This window comes from Micromonospora sp. WMMA1998, assembly GCF_027497375.1.
GTDB lineage: Bacteria > Actinomycetota > Actinomycetes > Mycobacteriales > Micromonosporaceae > Micromonospora > Micromonospora sediminicola.
The window spans coordinates 6,354,945-6,374,660 of sequence record NZ_CP114911.1 but is presented as its reverse complement, the minus strand read 5'-3'; the positions used below and the strand labels follow the sequence as shown (position 1 = coordinate 6,374,660).

Annotated in this window: 17 protein-coding genes; 9 read left to right on the top strand and 8 right to left on the bottom strand. The window is 74.5% G+C overall.

Annotated elements, in window-relative coordinates:
- The first annotated feature begins 106 nt into the window (after positions 1–106).
- Positions 107–589, top strand: a complete 483-nt coding sequence (locus tag O7600_RS29630) for a MarR family transcriptional regulator (protein ID WP_281591640.1) — start codon at positions 107–109, stop codon at positions 587–589.
- A 10-nt stretch (positions 590–599) separates the two neighbouring features.
- Positions 600–1,586, top strand: coding sequence for a pirin family protein (locus O7600_RS29625; RefSeq protein WP_281591639.1), 987 nt, complete (start codon positions 600–602; stop codon positions 1,584–1,586).
- A 44-nt stretch (positions 1,587–1,630) separates the two neighbouring features.
- Here the strand turns inward: O7600_RS29625 and O7600_RS29620 are convergent, their stop codons facing one another.
- A complete protein-coding gene (locus tag O7600_RS29620) occupies positions 1,631–1,759 on the bottom strand; it encodes a hypothetical protein (RefSeq protein WP_281591638.1) in 129 nt (42 codons plus the stop codon).
- Positions 1,760–1,902: 143 nt separating this feature from the next.
- Between O7600_RS29620 and O7600_RS29615 the strand changes: the two genes are divergently transcribed.
- The gene (locus O7600_RS29615; RefSeq protein WP_281591637.1) at positions 1,903–3,492 is read left to right on the top strand and encodes a phospholipase D-like domain-containing protein; all 1,590 of its coding nucleotides are present in this window, start codon (positions 1,903–1,905) and stop codon (positions 3,490–3,492) included.
- Here the strand turns inward: O7600_RS29615 and O7600_RS29610 are convergent.
- The gene (locus tag O7600_RS29610) at positions 3,441–4,175 is read right to left on the bottom strand and encodes a hypothetical protein (RefSeq protein ID WP_281591636.1); all 735 of its coding nucleotides are present in this window, start codon (positions 4,173–4,175) and stop codon (positions 3,441–3,443) included. The genes O7600_RS29615 and O7600_RS29610 overlap by 52 nt on opposite strands.
- 320 nt (positions 4,176–4,495) lie before the next feature.
- On the opposite strand from O7600_RS29610, the gene O7600_RS29605 reads away from it, so the two are divergent.
- Together O7600_RS29605 and hrpB are read left to right on the top strand one after the other, a co-directional pair.
- Positions 4,496–5,320, top strand: coding sequence for a SigB/SigF/SigG family RNA polymerase sigma factor (locus tag O7600_RS29605; protein ID WP_091578384.1), 825 nt, complete (start codon positions 4,496–4,498; stop codon positions 5,318–5,320).
- A gap of 683 nt (positions 5,321–6,003) precedes the next feature.
- Positions 6,004–8,514 (top strand): ATP-dependent helicase HrpB, encoded by a 2,511-nt coding sequence (gene hrpB / locus O7600_RS29600; RefSeq protein WP_281591635.1) that lies wholly within the window; start codon positions 6,004–6,006, stop codon positions 8,512–8,514.
- Between the two features lie 6 nt (positions 8,515–8,520).
- On the opposite strand, the gene O7600_RS29595 is transcribed toward hrpB, so the two are convergent.
- Entirely contained in the window at positions 8,521–9,246 is a 726-nt protein-coding gene (locus tag O7600_RS29595; RefSeq protein WP_091578389.1) for a protein phosphatase 2C domain-containing protein, read from the bottom strand.
- A gap of 216 nt (positions 9,247–9,462) precedes the next feature.
- Between O7600_RS29595 and O7600_RS29590 the strand changes: the two genes are divergently transcribed.
- Positions 9,463–12,069 carry a glycoside hydrolase family 9 protein gene (locus O7600_RS29590; protein WP_281591634.1) on the top strand — a complete coding sequence of 869 codons (2,607 nt, stop codon included), beginning with the start codon at positions 9,463–9,465 and terminating at the stop codon, positions 12,067–12,069.
- A gap of 76 nt (positions 12,070–12,145) precedes the next feature.
- Entirely contained in the window at positions 12,146–12,466 is a 321-nt protein-coding gene (locus tag O7600_RS29585; protein WP_281591633.1) for a multidrug efflux SMR transporter, read from the top strand.
- A gap of 59 nt (positions 12,467–12,525) precedes the next feature.
- On the opposite strand, the gene O7600_RS29580 is transcribed toward O7600_RS29585, so the two are convergent.
- The gene (locus tag O7600_RS29580) at positions 12,526–13,038 is read right to left on the bottom strand and encodes a GNAT family N-acetyltransferase (protein ID WP_281591632.1); all 513 of its coding nucleotides are present in this window, start codon (positions 13,036–13,038) and stop codon (positions 12,526–12,528) included.
- Positions 13,039–13,612: 574 nt separating this feature from the next.
- Between O7600_RS29580 and O7600_RS29575 the strand changes: the two genes are divergently transcribed.
- Complete coding sequence (locus O7600_RS29575) at positions 13,613–14,875, top strand: MFS transporter (RefSeq protein ID WP_281591631.1); 1,263 nt, start codon at positions 13,613–13,615, stop codon at positions 14,873–14,875.
- Between the two features lie 12 nt (positions 14,876–14,887).
- Positions 14,888–15,421, top strand: a complete 534-nt coding sequence (locus O7600_RS29570; RefSeq protein WP_281591630.1) for a GNAT family N-acetyltransferase — start codon at positions 14,888–14,890, stop codon at positions 15,419–15,421.
- 1 nt (position 15,422) lies between these two features.
- On the opposite strand, the gene O7600_RS29565 is transcribed toward O7600_RS29570, so the two are convergent.
- From O7600_RS29565 to O7600_RS29550, 4 genes are read right to left on the bottom strand one after another with little or no spacing between them, the layout of a single operon-like run.
- Positions 15,423–15,680 carry a UBP-type zinc finger domain-containing protein gene (locus O7600_RS29565; RefSeq protein WP_281591629.1) on the bottom strand — a complete coding sequence of 86 codons (258 nt, stop codon included), beginning with the start codon at positions 15,678–15,680 and terminating at the stop codon, positions 15,423–15,425.
- On the bottom strand, positions 15,677–17,257 hold the full coding sequence (locus O7600_RS29560; RefSeq protein WP_281591628.1) for a Na+/H+ antiporter: 1,581 nt from the start codon (positions 17,255–17,257) through the stop codon (positions 15,677–15,679). The genes O7600_RS29565 and O7600_RS29560 overlap by 4 nt, the downstream gene beginning before the upstream one ends.
- Positions 17,258–17,293: 36 nt before the next feature.
- Positions 17,294–18,259, bottom strand: a complete 966-nt coding sequence (locus O7600_RS29555) for a TIGR03885 family FMN-dependent LLM class oxidoreductase (RefSeq protein ID WP_281591627.1) — start codon at positions 18,257–18,259, stop codon at positions 17,294–17,296.
- 41 nt (positions 18,260–18,300) lie between these two features.
- Positions 18,301–19,713 carry an NADP-dependent succinic semialdehyde dehydrogenase gene (locus tag O7600_RS29550; protein WP_281591626.1) on the bottom strand — a complete coding sequence of 471 codons (1,413 nt, stop codon included), beginning with the start codon at positions 19,711–19,713 and terminating at the stop codon, positions 18,301–18,303.
- Positions 19,714–19,716 lie beyond the last annotated feature (3 nt).

Sequence of the window (19,716 nt, the reverse complement as noted above, 5' to 3'; positions counted from 1 at the left end):
TGGTCAGTTCAAATTTCGACCGACACCTCCTGCCAGCTCCCTGGCGCGCGCTCCGCCGACCAGCAAGGCACTTGTTTAAATTTTAAATAGTGCTACTCTCGGAGCCATGACGGAGAGCCTGGACGCGGAGCGGACGGCCTGCTGGCGCGCCTACATCGAGTCGAGCCAGCGGCTGTTCACCCAGCTGGAGGACGACCTGCGCACCGACAGCGACCTCAGCTTCGCCGACTACCACGTGCTGGTGCTGCTCTCCGAGGCGCCCGGGCAGCGGCTGCGCATGGGCGAGCTGGCCGACCGGCTGGTCTTCTCGCCGAGCCGGCTGACCTACCAGATCACCTCCATGCAGAAGCGCGGCCTGGTGGCCAAGGAGTCCTGCCCGGCCGACCGGCGCGGCAGCGAGGCCGTCCTCACCGCGACCGGGCTGCTGGCCCTGCGCGAGGCCGCGCCGCACCACCTGCGCTCCGTGCGCACCCACCTGATCGACGACCTCGACGACGCCGAGGTCGCCTGCCTCACCCGGGTCTTCGAGCGGCTCGGCCGGCGCCTGCGCGCCGACCGCACCGCGTCGTCCACCCCGGCCGACAACTAGGGAGCCCGCGATGCCCGCGATCACCGTCGACGACGTCCTCGTCCTGCCCCGCCTGCCGAGGCTGGACGAGTCCACCACCTACCGCCCGGTCCGCCGGGTCACCACCGCGCCCAGCGGCTACGAGGGCGAGGGCTTCCCGGTCCGCCGGGCCTTCGCCGGGGTCCCGATGACCGAGCTGGACCCGTTCATCCACCTCGACCAGATGGGCGAGGTGGACTACGCGCCGGGTGAGCCGAAGGGCACCTCGTGGCACCCGCACCGCGGTTTCGAGACGGTGACCTACATGATCGACGGGATCATGGACCACCAGGACTCGACCGGTGGCGGCGGCACCATCACCGACGGCGACACCCAGTGGATGACAGCCGGTAGCGGCCTGCTGCACATCGAGGCGCCGCCGGAGCACCTGGTGACGAGCGGCGGGCTGTTCCACGGCCTGCAGCTCTGGGTCAACCTGCCCCGGGTCGCCAAGATGAGCGCGCCCCGCTACCAGGACATCCGCGGCCGCGAGTCGGCGCTGCTGACCACGCCCGACGGCGGCGGCCTGATCCGGGTCATCGCCGGCGAGGTCGCCGGGCACCGTGGCCCGGGCTCGACCCACACGCCGATCACCATCGCGCACGTCACGTTGCAGCCCGGCGCGGAGCTGAGCCTGCCCTGGCGGCCGGACTTCAACGCGCTGGTCTACGTGCTGGCCGGCCGCGGCACGGTCGGCGTCGACCGGCGGCCGATCCACCTCGGCCAGCTCGCCGTGCACGGTCCCGGCGACGCGCTGCGGATCACCGCCGACCGGACGCAGGACGGCAACACCCCGGCGCTGGAGCTCTACCTGATGGGTGGGCAGCCGATCCGCGAGCCGGTGGCCCACTACGGCCCGTTCGTGATGAACACCCGGGCCGAGCTGATCCAGGCGGTCGAGGATTTTCAGGCCGGCCGGCTCGGGGTGATCCCGACCGGGCGGGTGCCGCACAGCGACGGCCAGGGCGACCGCCCCTGACCTGCTACGGGCGCCCCGGTCCGCCGGGGCGCCCGGCGGCGGTCTCAGGAGACGGCGAAGATCCCGGCCACTCCGAGGATCACCATCAACAGCACCGCCACCAGCGCACCCCGCTCCCCCTCCACCGCCTGGTCGCGGTTGTCGGTCACGGTGTTCGTCGTCTCGGCGGGCATGTCGGTGCCTCCTCGGTTTCGCGTTCCAGGGGTCCGGGGTACCCCAGGCGCGTGCCACCGTCGCCGACCTGCTGCGTCGTGGTGCGGGGCCCGTCCGGGGGTCCTACCGTGTGAGGACGTCGTCGACCTCGGGAGGCTGGAACGTGACCCTGCGGGACTGGTTCCTCACCGCACAGGAACGCGCCAACCCAGGCTCTGAGTTACCCGTCTGGACGAGCGGAAACCTCGCCGAGCCGTTGATTCACGGTGCCACGTACTTCGACCGGCTGGTCCGGGAGGTGGAGGCGCTGACGGCCGGTGACCACCTGTTCTTCACCGACTGGCGGGGCGACCCGGACGAGCGGATGCGCCCGGACGGCCCCACGGTGGTGCAACTGTTCGCGCAGGCCGCCCAGCGCGGGGTGGTCGTCAAGGGCCTGCTGTGGCGCTCGCACCTCGACACGCTCTCCTACAGCGAGGCGGAGAACCGCGACCTCAGCGAGGCGGTCTGCGCGGCCGGCGGCGAGGTGCTGCTCGACCAGCGGGTCCGGCGCGGCGGCTCACACCACCAGAAGCTCGTCGTGCTGCGCCGTCCCGACGCCCCGGAACGCGACATCGCGTTCGCCGGCGGCATCGACCTGTGCCACAGCCGGCGCGACGACGCGACCCACGCCGGCGATCCGCAGCCGGTGGCCATGTCCCCGCGCTACGGCGCGACGCCGCCCTGGCACGACGTGCAGCTCGCGCTGCGCGGGCCGGTGGTCGGCGCGCTGGACACCACGTTCCGCGAGCGCTGGACCGACCCGATGCCGCTGGACTCGGAGAACCCGATGGCCTACCTGCGGGACCGGCTGCGCGGCTCGGACCTGCGCCCGGACCCGCTGCCCGACCAGCCCGCCGACCCGCCGCCCTGCGGGCCGCACCACGTGCAGGTGCTGCGCACCTACCCGGCGGTGCGTCCGCGCTACTCCTTCGCCCCGGACGGCGAGCGCACCGTCGCCCGCGGCTACACCAAGGCGGTACGCCGGGCGCGCCGGCTGATCTACCTGGAGGACCAGTACCTCTGGTCGAACGAGGTGGCCGAGCTGTTCGCCCAGGCGCTGCGCGAGCACCCGGACCTGCACCTGGTGGCGGTGGTTCCCCGGCACCCGGACGTCGACGGCCGGCTCGCGCTGCCGCCGAACATGGTGGGCCGGGAGCAGGCGCTGTCGCTCTGCCACCGGGCCGCCCCCGACCGGGTGCACGTGTTCGACGTCGAGAACCACGAGGGCACCCCGGTCTACGTGCACGCCAAGGTCTGCGTGGTGGACGACGTCTGGGCCAGCGTGGGCAGCGACAACTTCAACCGCCGCTCCTGGACCCACGACAGCGAGCTGTCCTGCGCGGTGCTGGACGACACCCACGACGAACGGTCGCCGGCCGACCCGGCCGGGCTGGGCGACGGCGCCCGGGTCTTCGCCCGAGACCTGCGGCTGCGGCTCTGGCGGGAGCACCTGGACCGCGATCCGAACGGCGCACAGGACGACGACCTGCTGGACCCGGCGGACGCGGTGGCGGCGATCACCGCGGCGGCGGACGAACTGGACCGCTGGCACGCCGGCGGGCGGGTCGGCCCTCGACCGCCCGGCCGGTTGCGGCCGCACCGACCGGAGCGGCTGCCCTGGCGGACGCGGCTCTGGGCGCTGCCGGCGTACCGGCTGGTCTACGACCCCGACGGCAGGCCGCTGCGCGCCCGGCGCGCCGGCACTTGGTGAAGGTCCCCCGCCTCGTCCGGCACCTTGGGGCGGGCGGGATAGGCGAACGACACCCGGGGCGAGTAGAACCCCCAGCAGACGTGCAGCGGGTTGGCCGGCCGGAGCGCGTAGACCGGGTGCTCCGGCGCCAGGAACTCCACCGACTCGACCTCGAACGGTGACACCGGCTCGGCCACGTAGGGGTAGTCGGTCACGATCAGCTCACCGTCGCGGCGGGTGAGGTAGCGGTGGTGGCCGTTGTGCGCCTCGGTTCCGGTGTCTCCGACGCGGGCGGTGACCCGGATCAGCGGCCGGCCGTCGGCCCGGGTCTCCGCGGTGAGCCGGCCGCCGCGCACCTCCAGGTGGGTCTCGCCGTCGGTGGCCGGGGCGCCGCGGGCGGCGGCGTACTGCCGGACCCGAGGGCTGGAGGCCAGGTAGTGCGTCCACCAGCCGCCCGGGGTCTCGCCGTCCGGCGCGTCCATGTCCGCCAGCGAGACACCGAGGAAGGTGAGCGAGTAGGCGCCGAAGCCGGAGGTCTGGGTCCCGTCGTCGACCACGTACTGACAGAGGAAGACCTGCCGCTGGGGGTGCGCCCGGAGGCCGGCCGGCACCAGCGCCTCCGCCGCGCCGGGGTCCGCCGGGATCCAGCTGAACAGCAGCGTCGGGGCGTTGATGACGAGTTGCGGCGCGGCGGGATCGAGCACGGTGCCTCCGTAGACGTGTACCTACGGACGCTACGGGCGGTCCCGTTGGTGGGACAACGACGGAAAGGCGACACTTCGACCGACTGTCGGGTTCTGCGTTGACCGGTCGGATCGAGCGGACCGACCGACCGGACATGGGCCGCCGGTGCGCGATATGCCCCGATCCAGGCCCTTGCTACCCCGATAAGCCTTAAGTACATCATACTTTCGGCTAGATTTCCGTCCGCCGGTCAGGCTAAGGTGGCTTCCGAACGGACCAACTGAAGCTAAACCTAAGCGTCTCTTCTTTTTTCCGCGGACGAGGTGCAGGGAGGACCACCATGACCGCCCACACGATCAGTGCTCCGGCGACATCCGCGCCGGCCGGCTCCGCGAAGCTCGACCCCCGTGCGCTCACCGACAGCGCCGCCGACCTGCTCGCCGCGATGGCCGCGCTGCCCGCGAACCACCCGTCGCGACCGGCCCTGCGCGACCGCGCCATCGAGGCCTGGCTGCCGCTGGCCAACCACCTCGCCCACCGCTACAGCGGGCGGGGCGAGCCCAACGACGACCTGGCGCAGACCGCCGCGATCGGCCTGATCAAGGCGATCGACAAGTTCGACCCGTCCCGCGGCGTCGACTTCGCCGGTTACGCCATCCCGACCATCATCGGCGAGCTGAAGCGGCACTTCCGCGACCGCACCTGGGACATCCGGGTGCCGCGCCGGCTCCAGGAGCTGCGGCTGGCGATCTCCGACGCCAACAGCACGCTGTTGCAGACCCTCGGCCGCTCGCCCACGGTCACCGACATCGCCGCCCACCTCAAGCTCACCGAGGAAGAGGTGCTGGAGGGTCTGGAGGGCGCCCGCGCCTACAACGCGGTGTCGCTGTCCACCCCGACCGGGGACGGCGAGCGCGCCACCGAGCTGGGTGACCTGCTCGGCGGCGAGGACGGCGAGTTCGAGCTGGCCGAGATGCGGGTCGCCCTCGGCCCGGCGTTGGCCACCCTCGACCAGCGCGAGCAGAAGATCCTCACGCTGCGCTTCTACGGCAACCTGACCCAGTCGCAGATCGCCGAGCAGATCGGCGTCTCGCAGATGCACGTGTCCCGGCTGCTGGCCCGGGCGCTGACCAAGCTGCGCGGGCAGCTCGACGGAACGTACTAGGGGGGTGGCGGCGGCCGGGTCGGCGGGCCCGGCGTCGCGAGCCACCCGGCCCGGTCGGCGATGCGCCGGCCGGGCCGTTCCGCGTCCGGGCCGAGCCGGTCCGGACCGTTCCGCGTCCGAGCCGGGCCGGCCCCGAGGCATGGCGGGCGCCGCTCCGTCGCCCGGGAGTTCCGGACAGACACGGCGCCGTCGGCGCCGCGGGCACCGGCGCACGCCGCCTGTCGAGCTGAGTGGTTCGTGATATCGCGAGCCGCCACATCGCGCGCGGCCACCAGCCACCTCCGCGCCCTCCGTCGATCATGGAGTTGTGGCACCTGACAATGCCTGTCAATCCGGGCGAGCCGGGAGCCACAACTCCATGATCGACGCGACCTGTCGACAGATGATCCGGTGGCGCCGACGGGCTGGGCTTCTCACCGGGGCAGGTCGCCGTCGAGGGCGTGCCCGTCTCGGTCGAGCCCGTACCTCACCGCGATCCCCGAGGCGGGCCGCCCGATCCGGGACGCCCCTCTGTGCGCGCATCGCGGTCGGCGAGTGACCGCGTCACCCTCGGACGGCTGCGGACGCACGACGTCGGCGCGCCGGCGACGGAGTGACGGTCGGTGACCGGGGACCGGACACGGCCGACGGTGTCGGGGCGGGGCAGCGCGGACCGTCCGGCGGCGGGGTGCGAGAGTGGGGCCGTGCTCGCCGACGTACCGCTCGACCTGCCGGTCCGACCGGTGCTGCCGGCGTTGGTCGAAGCGCTGCGGGAGCGGGGCGCCGGCATCCTGGTCGCGCCGCCGGGCTCCGGCAAGACCACCACCGCGCCGCTCGCGGTCGCGGACGCGGTCGCCGGTCGGGTGGTGATCGCGCAACCCCGGCGGGTGGCCGCGCGCGCTGCCGCGCACCGGATGGCCGCGCTGCTCGGCGAGCGGGTCGGCGACCGGATCGGCTACGCCGTGCGCGGCGAGCGCCGGGGCGGGCCGCGCACCCGGGTCGAGGTCGTCACCACCGGCCTGCTGGTGCGCCGGCTCCACCACGACCCGGAGCTGCCGGGGGTGGGCGCGGTGCTGCTCGACGAGTGCCACGAGCGGCAGCTCGACGCCGACCTGGCGCTGGCGTTCAGCGTGGAGGCCCGGGCCACGCTCCGCCCCGACCTCTGGCTCCTCGCGATGTCGGCGACGCCGCGGGCCGACCGGTTCGCGGCACTGCTCGGCGGGGACGCCCCCGCGCCCGTGGTGCGGGCGCAGGCCGCGCTGCACCCGGTGGAACGGGTCTGGGCGCCGCCGCCACGTCCGGTGACCCCGCCCGGCGCCGGCCGGGTGGACCCGATGCTGCTGGACCACGTGGCCGCCACGGTCCGCCGGGCGTTACGCGAGCGGGACGGCGACGTGCTGGTCTTCCTGCCCGGCGCGGGCGAGATCGCGGCGGTCGCGGGCCGGCTGGGTGGCCTGCCCGACACCGTCGTCCTGCCGCTGCACGGCCGGCTGCCCGGATCCGCCCAGGACGCCGCGCTCGCCCCGGCCCCGGGCCGCCGTCGGGTGGTGCTGTCCACCGCGGTGGCGGAGAGCAGCCTGACCGTGCCCGGGGTACGGGTGGTGGTGGACGCCGGGCTGAGCCGGGTGCCCCGCACCGATCTGGCCCGTGGGCTGGGCGCGCTGGTCACCGTGCCGGTGTCCCGGGCGGCCGCCACCCAGCGCGCCGGACGGGCCGGGCGGGAGGCGCCGGGCGCGGTCTACCGCTGCTGGTCGGAGGCGACGCACGCCCGGCTCGCCCCGCAGCCGGAGCCGGAGATCGCCACCGCCGACCTGACCGGGTTCGCGCTGGAGCTGGCGGCCTGGGGCGCGCCGGACGGCACCGGTCTGGCGCTGCCCGATCCCCCGCCGCCGGCCGCGCTCACCGTGGCCCGGGAGACGCTGGCCACGCTCGGCGCGGTGGACGCCGACGGCCGGATCACCGCGCGGGGCCGGGCGGTCGCGGCGGTCGGCACCCATCCCCGGCTGGCGCGGGCGCTGCTGGACGGTGCGCCCCGGGTCGGCGCGGACCGGGCCGCCGAGGTGGTGGCGGTGCTCGCCGAGGAGACGCTGGGCGGCGCGGGGGACGACCTGCCGGCCCGGTGGCGCCGACTGCGCGCCGGCGCGGACCCGGCCGCCACCGCCCGCTGGCGGATCGAGGTACGCCGGCTGCGCGCCGCCCTGCCCGCCGGCGGGGCACCGGGGCCGGAGCGACTGCCCGACGATCTGGCCGCGGGGCTGCTGGCCGGTCTGGCGTACCCGGAACGGCTGGCGCGGGCGCGGCGGGCCGGCGGTTCCGCGTACCTGATGGCCGGCGGGACCGCCGCGGAGCTGGCGGCCGGGTCGGGGCTGACCGGATCACCATGGCTCGCCGTCGCGGTGGCCGACCGCTCCCCCGGCGCGCCGACCGCGCGGGTGCGGCTGGCCGCGCCGATCGACGAGGCGACCGCGCGGGAGGCCGGCGCGGGGCTGCTGCGCACCGACCGGGAGGTCGTCTGGTCCGCCGGGGACGTGGTGGCCCGGGAGGTGGTCCGCCTCGGCGCCGTCGAGCTGGTCGAGCGGCCGCTGACCGCGCCGGACCCGGAGCTGGTCGCCGCGGCGGTGCGCGACGGCCTGCGGCAGGAGGGCCTCGGCCTGCTCGGCTGGTCGCCCGAGGCCACGGCCCTGCGTCGCCGGCTGGCTTTCTGTCGGTCGACGCTCGGCGACGACTGGCCGGACGTCGCCGACGCCGCGCTGCTCGACGCCGCGCCGCTCTGGCTCGGGCCGGAGCTGACCCGGGTCCGCCGACGGGGCGACCTCGTGCGGGTGGACGTGGCGGCGGCGCTGCGGCGGCTGCTCGACTGGCGGCAGGCGGCCCGCCTCGACGAGCTGGCGCCGGAACGGCTGCCGGTGCCCAGCGGCTCGCGGATCCGGGTCGACTACACCGACCCGGCCGCCCCGGTGCTGGCGGTGAAGCTGCAGGAGACGTTCGGCTGGCGGGACGCGCCCCGGATCGCCGACGGCCGGGTGCCGGTGCTGCTGCACCTGCTCTCCCCCGCCGGGCGGCCGGTGGCGGTCACCGCGGACCTGGCCTCGTTCTGGCGGACCGGCTACCCGCAGGTGCGGGCGGAACTGCGCGGACGCTACCCGCGTCACCCGTGGCCGGAGGACCCGACGACGGCGGAGCCGACCCGCCGGGCCAGCCCGCGCCGGCGCTAGGCGCGCTCACTCCTCGACGACGTCGGCGATCACCACGGTGATGTTGTCCGGGCCGCCGGCCCGCAGCGCGAGGTCGATGAGCCGGGCCGCGCAGGCGTCCCGGTCCAGGCCCTCGCCGAGCACCTCGGTCAGCGTGTCGGCGCGGACCACGTTCGAGAGGCCGTCGCTGCACAGCAGCCAGCGGTCGCCGGCCCGGGGCACCATGGTCGCGTATGTCGGGGAGACCTGGTCGCCCTGCAACGCCTGGGTCACCACGGCGCGCCGGGGGTGGCTGCTTGCCTGCTCGGCGGTGATCACGCCCTGGTCGACGAGCATCTGCACGAACGTGTCGTCTCGGGTGACCTGCTTGAGCACGCCCTCGCGGAACAGGTAGGCCCGGGAGTCGCCGACGTGCGCCAGCGCCAGGCAACTGCCGGTGCGGGCGAACAGCAGCGCGGTCAACGTGGTGCCCATGCCCTGGCGCTCCGGGTCCTCCTCGACGGCCCGGCGGATCCCCTCGGTGGCCCGTTCGATGGCCCCCTGGAGTGCGGCGACCAGCGCGTCCTCCGGCGTCTCCACGTCCAGCGGGGCGATCGCGTCGATCGCGATGCGGCTGGCCAGGTCACCGGCCGCCATGCCGCCCATGCCGTCGGCGACCGCGACCAGCCAGGCGCCCGCGTGCTGCGCGTCCTGGTTGCCGCTGCGGATCAGCCCACGGTCGCTCGCTCCGACGGAACGAAGCTTCAGGGTCATGGGTCGCAGCCTGCCAGGTCGAGGGCTCGGTTGTCTCTAGGAGATCACCACCATCGTACGTGGCGCGGTGGACCCCCCTGCGCACGGGCGCGCGCCGGCCATCGGGTCGGATCGATTGACAGGGGCGGAACGCGATGGAAACATCGCCCTGATAGTGGGAGCGCTCCCAGCTCCCGTGCTCTCCTCCACCACCCCCGAGCACGGAAGGAACCCTCCGTGACCCGATCCCGTCGTCGGCTGGTCGCGCTCGCCGCGGCCACCACCCTGGCGCTCGCCGCCACCGCCGGCCCGGCCTCCGCCGAGGTGCCGCCGGACGCCCCCGAACAACTGCGCAACGGCGACTTCAGCGCCGGCGTGTCCCCCTGGTTCTCCTACGGCACCGGCGACCTGGCGGTCACCGACGGCCGGCTCTGCACCACCGTCGCCGCCGGCACGGCCAACCCCTGGGACGCCGGCATCGGCCAGGACGCGGTGCCGCTGATCTCCGGGGCCGAGTACGAGCTGTCCTTCGACGTCTCCGCGACCCCCGGCGCGGCCGTCAAGGCGGTGCTCCAGCTCGGCAGCGCCCCCTACACCACGTACGCCAGCGTCGACGCCACCGCCACCAGCACCGCGCGGCACGTCACCACCACGTTCACCTCCCCCGCCGACAACGCCGGCGCCCAGCTCATCTTCCAGATCGGCGGCAGCGCGCAGGCGCAGACGTTCTGCCTCGACAACGTGTCGCTGCGCGGCGGCGAGGCGGCCCCGCCGTACGAGCCGGACACCGGGCCGCGGGTCCGGGTCAACCAGGTCGGCTACCTGCCCGGCGGGCCGAAGCACGCCACCGTGGTCACCGAGGCCACCGGGGCGCTGCCCTGGCAGCTGAGGTCAGCCGGCGGCGCGGTGGTGGCCAGCGGCGAGACCACGCCGCGTGGCACCGACGCCGCCTCGGCGCAGAACGTGCAGACCGTCGACTTCTCCGCGTACCGCACGCCGGGCACCGGCTACACGCTGACCGTCGACGGGGAGACCAGCCACCCGTTCGACATCTCCGGCACGCTCTACGACCGGCTGCGCGCCGACTCGCTCCAGTTCTTCTACGCCCAGCGCAGCGGCATCGCGATCGACGGCGACCTGATCGGCGCCGAGTACGCCCGCCCCGCCGGCCACCTGGGCGTCGCGCCCAACCAGGGCGACACCGACGTGCCCTGCCAGCCCGGCGTCTGCGACTACACGCTGGACGTGCGCGGCGGCTGGTACGACGCCGGCGACCACGGCAAGTACGTGGTCAACGGCGGCATCGCCACCTACCAGCTGCTCAACGCGTTCGAGCGGACCAAGACCGCGGAGACCGCCGACGGCGGCGCGGCCCTCGGTGACGCCACGCTGCGGGTGCCCGAGCGCGGCAACGCCGTGCCGGACGTGCTCGACGAGGCCCGCTGGGAGCTGGACTTCCTGCTGCGCATGCAGGTGCCGGCGGGTGAGCCGCTGGCCGGGATGGTGCACCACAAGATCCACGACAAGAACTGGACCGGCCTGCCGCTGGCCCCGCAGGACGACCCGCAGCCGCGCGAGCTGCACCCGCCGTCCACCGCCGCCACGCTCAACCTGGCCGCCGTGGCCGCGCAGTGCGCCCGGCTGTTCGCCCCGTACGACGCCGACTACGCGGCCCGCTGCGCCACGGCCGCGAAGACCGCGTACGCGGCGGCGAAGGCGCACCCGGCGAAATACGCCTCGGCCAGCGACGGCACCGGCGGCGGCGCGTACGACGACACGAACGTCACCGACGAGTTCTACTGGGCCGCGGTCGAGCTGTGGCTGAGCACCGGCGACAAGGCGTACCTGGCCGACGTCACCGCCTCGCCGCTGCACACCGCCGACGTCTTCACCCCGAACGGCGCGTTCGGCTGGCAGAGCGTGGCCGCGTTGGGCCGGCTCGACCTGGCCACCGTGCCGAACACGCTGCCGGCGGCCGAGAAGACCCGGATCCGCGCCTCGGTGACCGCCGCCGCGGACCGCTACCTGGCCGCGCTCGACGACCAGGCGTACGGCATGCCGACGCCCGGCACCGCCGACGCGTACGTCTGGGGCAGCAACAGCAACATGGTCAACAACGCGATCGTGCTGGCCACCGCGTTCGACCTCAGCCGGGACGCCAAGTACCGGGACGGCGCGGTGCAGAGCGCCGACTACCTGTTCGGCCGCAACGCGCTGAACATGTCCTACGTGACCGGCTGGGGTGAGCAGAACGCCCACAACCAGCACAGCCGGATCTTCGCCCACCAGCTGAACCCGGACCTGCCGAACCCGCCGGCCGGCTCGCTCGCCGGCGGCCCGAACGCGGCCCTCCAGGACCCGTACGCGGCGAACCTGCTCGCCGGGTGCGCGCCGATGTTCTGCTACGTCGACGACATCAACTCGTACGCGACCAACGAGGTGGCGATCAACTGGAACTCGGCGCTGGCCTGGCTCGCCTCGTTCCTGGCCGACCAGGGTGACGCCGGTGCCGTGCCGGCGCCCACCTGCGCGGTCGCCTACACCACCCACGGCAGCTGGCCGTCCGGCTTCACCACCCAGGTGACGGTGCGCAACACCGGCACGACGGCGGTGAACGGGTGGACGCTGCGGTGGGCCTTCACCGGCGGCCAGAAGGTCAGCCACGCCTGGTCGGCGGAGGTGGCCCAGACCGGCGCCACGGTCACCGCGAAGGACCTGTCGTGGAACAGGAAGCTCGCGCCCGGAGCGTCCACCACGTTCGGCCTGAACGGCACGGGTTCCGCGACCCCCAACCCCGACCCCACGCTGGTCACCCTCAACGGCAAGGCCTGCACCGTCTCCTGACCGGTGCTCGTGCGGTGGTGGCGCCTGCCCGGCGTCACCACCGCACGGTCGGCGAATCGCCGGGTACGGTCCCGGCATGGCGTATCTGCTCCTGGCGCTGGCGATCACGGCCGAGGTGGTCGGCACCAGCCTGCTGAAGGCGAGCGACGGGTTCACCCGACTCTGGCCCACGGCCGGCCTGGTGGCCTGCTACCTGGCCGCGTTCGGGCTGCTCGCCCTCGTGGTCCGGGACGTCCCGGTCGGCGTGGCGTACGCGATCTGGTCCGGGCTGGGCACCGCCGCGATCATGGCGGTCGGGGCGGCGTTCCTGGGCGAGCCGCTGAGCGTGACGAAGGTGGTCGGGGCCGGTCTGGTCATCGCCGGCGTGGTGGTGCTCAACCTCGGCGGCGCGCACTGATCCGGTCAACCAGCCGGGAACTCGGGTGGGCGGCGGCCTGCCAGGCCGGCGGCCACCGGTCAGCCGACCGTCCGGCGCATCGCGACCCGGTCGGCCGGGTCGAGCCCGAGCGCCGCCTCGGCGAGCAGCAGCGCGACCAGCCCCGGCGTCAGTGCGGAGGCGTCCAGCTCGCGGAATCCGCAGCGCGCGTAGTACGGCCCGTTCCACGGCACCGACCGGAACGTGGTCAGCGTCAGTGCCGGCAGCCGCTCCGCCGCCGCCCGCCGCGCCACGTCGTCGAGCAGGCCCCGGCCGATCCCGCGCCGGGCGTACGCCGGGTCGACGCTGAGCTGCTGCACGTGCGCCGCGCCGTCGACGAGGTCGACCAGCGCGAACGCGACCGGTCGGTCCGTCGCGTCGACCGCCACCCGCAGCCGGCCGGCGCGCTGCCCGGCGGCGAGCGCGTCCAGCGGCAGCGGCGGCATGTCGGCCACCCGGGTCATGCCGATCTCCCGGAACGGCGCGCCCGAGGCCACCTCGATCCGCTGCACCTCGGCCAGCTCGTCGGCCCGGGCGGTCCTGCTCGCATTCACGGGCCGACCCTGGCAGAACGGGCCGGGCGAGGCGAGCAGATTTCTCCGGCATGTCATCCTGCCGTGCCACCGCCCGGGCGACCTGCGCGCCGGCACACGACGGACCTCGCCGGGGCAGACGGGCAGACGGTGACTGTCGTGCGACATACCGCCTGGTCATATTTATGACTGAGCGGTATACCGCACGTCGCGGCATCGTCGTCCTGCCGCGACGCGGTGTTCCCCCACTCCCGTCGACGACGCAGGGTGGGCCATGGGTGCCTCACGGCCCGGGAGACACCCACCACGTTCCACCCACAGCCCGTCAACGCCGTCGGTGGAGCGCCATGGGTGCGTCGCGGGAGCGGAGACACCCACCCGCCCGGGCGCCGAAGCGCGGACGCCCCGGTCGGGCACCCGTGCGCCAGGGCGGTGCCGGACGTTCCGACGGCGACCGGCCACCCCGCGCGGTGTGACCGACCTCGCCCCGGGCGGGACTCCGACGCGACGTGGTCGTGTCTAGCGTCAGGCCCATGACCCGCAGTCGACGCCACCCGGCCACCGAATCCTGCGCGGCAGCGCCCGTCGGGCACTGATGGGACGCGTCTCGCCGCTCCCGCCGCCCGGGCCGCTGCGCACTCTCGCGCTCGCCACGCTGGCCAACACGGTCGGCACCGGGCTCTGGCTGGCCGGCGGGGCGCTCTACCTGACCCGGGACGTGGGGCTCTCCCCGACGTCGGTGGGTGCGGGGCTGACCGTCGCCGGGCTGGTCGGACTGACCGCCAGCGTGCCGCTGGGCGGGCTGGCGGACCGCTGGGACCCGCGTACGCTGCGGGCCGCGCTCCAGGTCGGCCAGGCGTTCGCCGCGGCCGCGTACCTGCTGGTCGACTCGCTCGCGATGTTCCTGGTGGTGGCGGTGCCGGAGGCGCTGCTCTCCACCGGGAACCTGGCGGTACGGGCGGCGCTCGTCGCCGCCGTCGGCGGCCCGGCCGGACGGGTGCACGCCTTCGCCACGCTGCGCGCGGTGGCCAATCTGGGCATCACCGCCGGCACCGCGCTGGCCGGGATCGCGCTGGCCGTGGACACCCACCGGGCGTACCAGGTCCTGGTGGTCGGCAACGTCGCCACCTACCTGCTCTCGGCGGCGCTGCTGCTGCGGGTGCCACGGCAGCGGGCCGGTGGCGCGGCGCGGCGGGTGAGCGACGCGGCACGGCGGGGCGGACCGTTGCGGGACGGGCGCTTCCTCGCGGTGAGCGGCGCGTCGGCGGTGCTCGGCACGCACCTCACCGTGCTCACCCTGGTCGTGCCGTTGTGGACGGTCGGCCGGGCCGGCGCGCCGCCCCCGGTGGTGTCGGCGGTGCTGCTGATCAACACGTTGCTCACCGTGCTGCTGGCGGTCCGGCTCAGCCGGGGCGCCGACACCGCCGCCCCGGCCGCCCGGAAGCTGCGCCGGGCCGGGCTGGTGCTGGCCGCGGCGACCCCTCTCTACGCGGCGACCGCCGGTCTGCCGGTGCTGCCGGCGGTCGGGCTGCTGCTGGTGGCCACCGCGGTGTGGACGGTGGGCGACCTGTGGCAGGGCGCGGCCGGCGCGGGGCTCGCCTACGACCTCGCGCCGCCGCACGCGATCGGCGCCTACCAGGGGGCGGACGGGCTGCTCGCCGGGCTGGCCCAGGCGCTCGGCCGCGGCCTGCTCACGCTGCTGGTGCTGGGTGGCGGCGCGGCGGGCTGGCTGGTGCTCGGCGCGCTGTTCGCCGCCGTCGGGCTGGCCGCCCCGGCGCTGGCCCGGCGCGCGGTGGCGAGCCGGCCGGCGCCCACCGGAGAGCCGGCCGCCGCCGGGCAGCCGGTCGCACCCGTGTAGCAGCATGGCGGGATGACCGACCAGCGGAGCATCACCATCCGTCCCGGCGGGCCGGACGACGCCCCCACCGTGCTGCGCCTGCTCGACAGCGCCACCGCGTGGCTGGTGGAGCGGGGCCGCACCGACCAGTGGGGCACCACGCCGGCCTCGACCGACCCGCGCCGGATCGACCAGGCCGCCGCGTGGGCCGGCGGGGGCGGCCTGCACCTCGCCGAGATCGACGGGACGGTCGTGGGCGCGCTGGTGGTGGGCGCGGCGACGGAGTACGTGCCACCGCCCACCGAGCCGGAGCTGTACGTGAACCTGCTGGTCACCGACCGGGCGTACGCCGGTCGCGGGGTCGGGGCGCGGCTGCTCGGGTACGCCGCGGAACTGGCCCGCGACCGTGGGGTCGGCCTGCTGCGGGTGGACTGCTACCGCGGCGCGGACCGGGCGCTGGTGCGCTTCTACGAGGGGTGCGGCTTCACCGCCACCGACCCGTTCACCGTCCGGCGGCCGGGGCGGGCGCCGTGGCCCGGGCAGGTGCTGGCCCGCCGGATCGGCTGAGTCAGCCGATCTCCTCGTCGACGAAGCACCAGCGCCACGACTCCCCCGGTTGCACCGACCGCATCACCGGGTGTCCGCTGCTCTCGAAGTGCTTCGTGGCGTGCTGGTAGGGCGACGAGTCGCAGCAACCCACGTGCCCGCAGCTCAGGCAGGCCCGCAGGTGCACCCAGTCGTCGTTGCCGATGGCGACGCAGTCGGGGCACTCGGTGGTGGTGCTCGGCTCGGCCCCGCCCGGCTCGGCCAGGTGCTGGCAGCTCATTCGTCGACCTCCTGTCGCAGCAGGGACTCTTCCAGATCCAGATCACGATAGGCGCGGGTGAGCACCTCCTCCGGGATCCGGCCGGAGTCGCGGGCGGCGCGGAACACCTCCCGCTCGGCGTCGATCATCTCCTGACGCAGCCGCGCGTACGCCTGGGAGGGGGTCTCCCGCTCGGTGCCGCCGAGCCGTTCCCAGGCCACGTTGGCGCGCGACGTGGTCAGCCCGCGCAGGCGTTCCACCACGGCCTCCGGCGCGCCCCCGGCCAGCGCGTCCAGCCGTTCCCGGGCCGCCCGGCTGGCCTGCTGCTGCACCCCGGCGGCGGAGAGCGCGTCCTGCACCGGGTCGTCCGGCGGCAGCCGCAGCCGCCGGGCCAGCCACGGCAGCGTGGCGCCCTGGCCGACCAGGGTGGCCACGATCACCGCGAACGCCAGCCAGATCAACAGCGCCCGCGGGTACGGCCGGTCGTCGGCGAGGGTGAGCGGCAGGCCCAGCGCGGCGGCGAGCGTCACCACGCCGCGCATGCCGGCCCAGCCGATGACGATCGGGAACCGCACCGGTGGCGCGGGGTCGCGCTGCCGTACGCGGGGCACCAGCCGGGCCAGGTAGGTGGCCGGGAAGAGCCAGACGAACCGGGCCAGGAAGACGGCGGCCAGCACCGCCGCGGTGATTCCGGCCAGCGAGCCGATCGGCTCGTCGAGGTCGCGCAGCACCTCGGGCAGTTGCAGGCCGACCAGCAGGAACACCAGCCCTTCCAGCAGGAACTGGATCAGCCGCCAGAACGCGGTCACCTGGAGCCGGGACGCGGCCGACATGAGCAGCGGCAGCTTGTGCCCGATGCCCAGGCCGGTTACCACCACCGCGACCACGCCGGAGGCGTGGATCTCCTCGGCGGCGTACACCACCGCGAACGGGATGATCAGCGACAGCGCGTTGTCCAGCACCGGGTCGGTGGTGCGCTTGTGCAGGTAGCCGAAGACCACCACGCCGAGCAGCCCGACGAGGACACCGCCGCCGGTGGCGACCACCACCTCCCGGGCCACGTAGCCGAAGCTGACCCCGCCGGCACTGGCGGTGGCGGCGACGATCGCCACCCGCAGCAGCACCAGTGCGGTGGCGTCGTTGACCAGGCTCTCGCCCTCCAGGATGGTGACGACCCGCCGGGGCAGGCCGACCCGCCGGGCCACCGCGGTGGCGGCGACCGCGTCGGGCGGCGCCACCACCGCGCCGAGCGCCAGGCAGATCGCGTACGGCAGGTCGGGCAGGAACAGGTGCACCACGGTGCCCACGACGAACGCGGTGAAGATCACCAGCCCGACGGCGAGCAGCAGGATCGGCCGCAGGTTGAGCCGGAACGCCGGCACCGACGTGTTCACCGCCGCCACGTAGAGCAGCGGCGGCAGGATGCCGACCAGCACCAGGTCCGGGTCCAGCCGCACGTGCGGGACGAACGGCAGGAAGGACAGCGCGAGGCCGAGCACGACCAGCAGGATCGGTGCGAGCAGCCCGAGTCGTCGGGCCAACGCCGCGCCGAAGGTCGCGATGGCCAGGAAGACCACGACCTCGAACAGAGCTTCCATGGGGCAGAGCCTAGGCGTCCGGCGGCCGGATCGTGATCACGCGCCCCCGCGCACCTTCGGCAGCACCTCCGCGCCGAACGCGTCGACGAACGCCCGCTGCTCCTGCCCGACGTGGTGCAGCGCGATCTGGTCGAAGCCCAGCGCCACGTACTCCTCCAGCCAGCCGACGTGCCGGCCCAGGTCGGCGGAGACGTTGACGGTCTCGGTGACCTTCGCCATCGGCACGTCGGCGCTGACCGCGTCGAAGTGCTCGGCGGTCTCCAGGTCCCAGCAGACCGGCGGGGCGAAGACGTTGCTGCGCCACTGCTCGTACGCGATCGCCTCGGCCTCGGCCTGCTCGGGCGCCCAACTGACGTGCACCTGCAGGTGCAGCGGTCCGCGCCCGCCGGCGTCTCGGTAGGCGTCGATCATCTGGCGCAGGTGGTCCACCGGCGCGTTGACGGTGATCAGGCCGTCGGCCCACTCGGCGCACCAGCGGGCGGTGGCGACGCTGACCGCGGCGCCGACCAGCGCGGGCGGCTCCTCGGGGCGGGTCCACAGCTTCGCCCGGTCCACCGTGACCAGCCCGTCGTGGCTGACCTCCTCGCCGGCCAGCAACGCCCGGATCACGTCGACGCACTCGCGCAGCCGCGCGCTGCGCAGCTCCTTGCGCGGCCACACGTCGCCGGTGATGTGCTCGTTGCTGGCCTCGCCGGTGCCCAGCGCCGCCCAGAAGCGGCCCGGGTACATGGCGCCGAGCGTGCCGATGGCCTGCGCGATGATGGCCGGGTGGTAGCGCTGGCCCGGCGCGTTGACCACGCCGAACGACAGGTTCGTGGCCTGGAGCGCGGCGCCGAGCCAGGACCAGGCGAAGGCGGACTGGCCCTGCCGCTCGCTCCAGGGCGAGAAGTGGTCGGAGCACATCGCGGCGTCGAAGCCGGCTCGCTCGGCGTGGACCACCGCCTCCAGCAGCTTCGCCGGGTGGATCTGCTCATGGGATGCGTGAAAGCCGAACGCCGTCATGGGCAGCACTCCTACCCATGACGGCGGCCGGCCAACCGTGGCTACTCGGCGTGCGCGCCGGCGCCCACGCCGGCCTCCCCCGCGCCGATCCAGACGGTCTTGGTGTTGCAGAACTCCCGCATGCCCAGGGCGGACAACTCGCGGCCGTAGCCGGAGTTCTTCACGCCGCCGAACGGCAGCTCCGGATAGGACGTGGTCATGCCGTTGATGAAGACGTTGCCCGCGTCCAGGTCCTCGGCGAAACGTTCCTGCTCGGCCGGGTCGGTGGTCCAGGCGTTGGAGCCGAGGCCGAAGCTGGTGCCGTTGGCCACCTCGATCGCCTCGTCGTACGAGCCGACCCGGTAGAGGCCGGCCACCGGCCCGAACACCTCCTCGCTCCACATCCGCATCTCGGGCCGCAGGTCGGTGACCACGGTCGGCGGGTAGAACCAGCCGTCCCCGGCCGGCTTCTCGCCGCCGCACAGCACGGTGGCGCCCTGGTCGACCGCGTCGGTCACCTGCGCGTGCACCTCGTCGCGGCCGCGCTCGCTGGCCAGCGGGCCGACGTCGGTGTCGTCGTCCATCGGGTCGCCGACCCGCAGCGCCGCCATCCGGGCGGCGAACTTCTCGGCGAACGCGTCGAAGACGTCGGTGTGCACGATGAACCGCTTGGCGGCGATGCAGGACTGGCCGTTGTTCTGGCAGCGGGCGGTGGTGGCGACCTCGGCCGCCTTGTCCAGGTCGGCCGAGGGCATCACCACGAACGGGTCGCTGCCGCCCAGCTCCAGCACGGTCTTCTTGATCTCCCGGCCGGCGATCTGGGCGATGGACCGGCCGGCCGGCTCGCTGCCGGTCAGCGTGGCGGCGCGCACCCGCGGGTCGCTGAGGATCCGGTCCACCGCGTCGGAGCCGACCAGCAGGGTGGTGAACGCGCCCTCCGGGAATCCGGCCCGCCGGAAGACGTCCTCCAGGTAGAGCGCGGTCTGCGGCACGTTGGAGGCGTGCTTGAGCAGGCCGGTGTTGCCGGCCATCAGGGCCGGCGCGGCGAAGCGCATCACCTGCCACAGCGGGAAGTTCCACGGCATCACCGCGAGCACCGGGCCGATCGGCTGGTAGCGGACGTACGCCCGCTTGGCCTTGACCGCGGCGGCGTCGGCCGGCTCGTCGGCGAGCATCTTCGGCGCGTTCTCGGCGTAGAAGCGGCAGGCGGTGGCGCACTTGGTCACCTCCGCCTTCGCTGCGGCGTACGTCTTGCCCATCTCGGTGGTCATCAGCCGGGCGGTCTCGTCCCGCTCGGCGTCGAGCAGGTCGGCGGCGGCCAGCAGCCAGCGGGCCCGCTGCGCGATGGTGGTGTCCCGCAACTGCCGGTACGCGAGGTGGGCGCGCTCGATGGCGGCGTCGATCTGTTCGTCCGACATCGCGTCGTACGTCTTGAGCACCTGTCCGGTGGCGGGATTGGTGGTGGCGATGGGCATCTC

Excerpts from the sequence above, each read along its gene's own strand:
- O7600_RS29630 (WP_281591640.1), top strand. The coding sequence starts at position 107 with ATGACGGAGAGCCTGGACGCGGAGCGGACGGCCTGCTGGCGCGCCTAC.
- O7600_RS29625 (WP_281591639.1), top strand. The coding sequence starts at position 600 with ATGCCCGCGATCACCGTCGACGACGTCCTCGTCCTGCCCCGCCTGCCG.
- O7600_RS29620 (WP_281591638.1), bottom strand. The coding sequence starts at position 1,759 with ATGCCCGCCGAGACGACGAACACCGTGACCGACAACCGCGACCAGGCG.
- O7600_RS29605 (WP_091578384.1), top strand. The coding sequence starts at position 4,496 with ATGACCGCCCACACGATCAGTGCTCCGGCGACATCCGCGCCGGCCGGC.
- O7600_RS29595 (WP_091578389.1), bottom strand. The coding sequence starts at position 9,246 with ATGACCCTGAAGCTTCGTTCCGTCGGAGCGAGCGACCGTGGGCTGATC.
- O7600_RS29585 (WP_281591633.1), top strand. The coding sequence starts at position 12,146 with ATGGCGTATCTGCTCCTGGCGCTGGCGATCACGGCCGAGGTGGTCGGC.
- O7600_RS29575 (WP_281591631.1), top strand. The coding sequence starts at position 13,613 with ATGGGACGCGTCTCGCCGCTCCCGCCGCCCGGGCCGCTGCGCACTCTC.
- O7600_RS29570 (WP_281591630.1), top strand. The coding sequence starts at position 14,888 with ATGACCGACCAGCGGAGCATCACCATCCGTCCCGGCGGGCCGGACGAC.
- O7600_RS29565 (WP_281591629.1), bottom strand. The coding sequence starts at position 15,680 with ATGAGCTGCCAGCACCTGGCCGAGCCGGGCGGGGCCGAGCCGAGCACC.
- O7600_RS29560 (WP_281591628.1), bottom strand. The coding sequence starts at position 17,257 with ATGGAAGCTCTGTTCGAGGTCGTGGTCTTCCTGGCCATCGCGACCTTC.
- O7600_RS29555 (WP_281591627.1), bottom strand. The coding sequence starts at position 18,259 with ATGACGGCGTTCGGCTTTCACGCATCCCATGAGCAGATCCACCCGGCG.
- O7600_RS29550 (WP_281591626.1), bottom strand. The coding sequence starts at position 19,713 with ATGCCCATCGCCACCACCAATCCCGCCACCGGACAGGTGCTCAAGACG.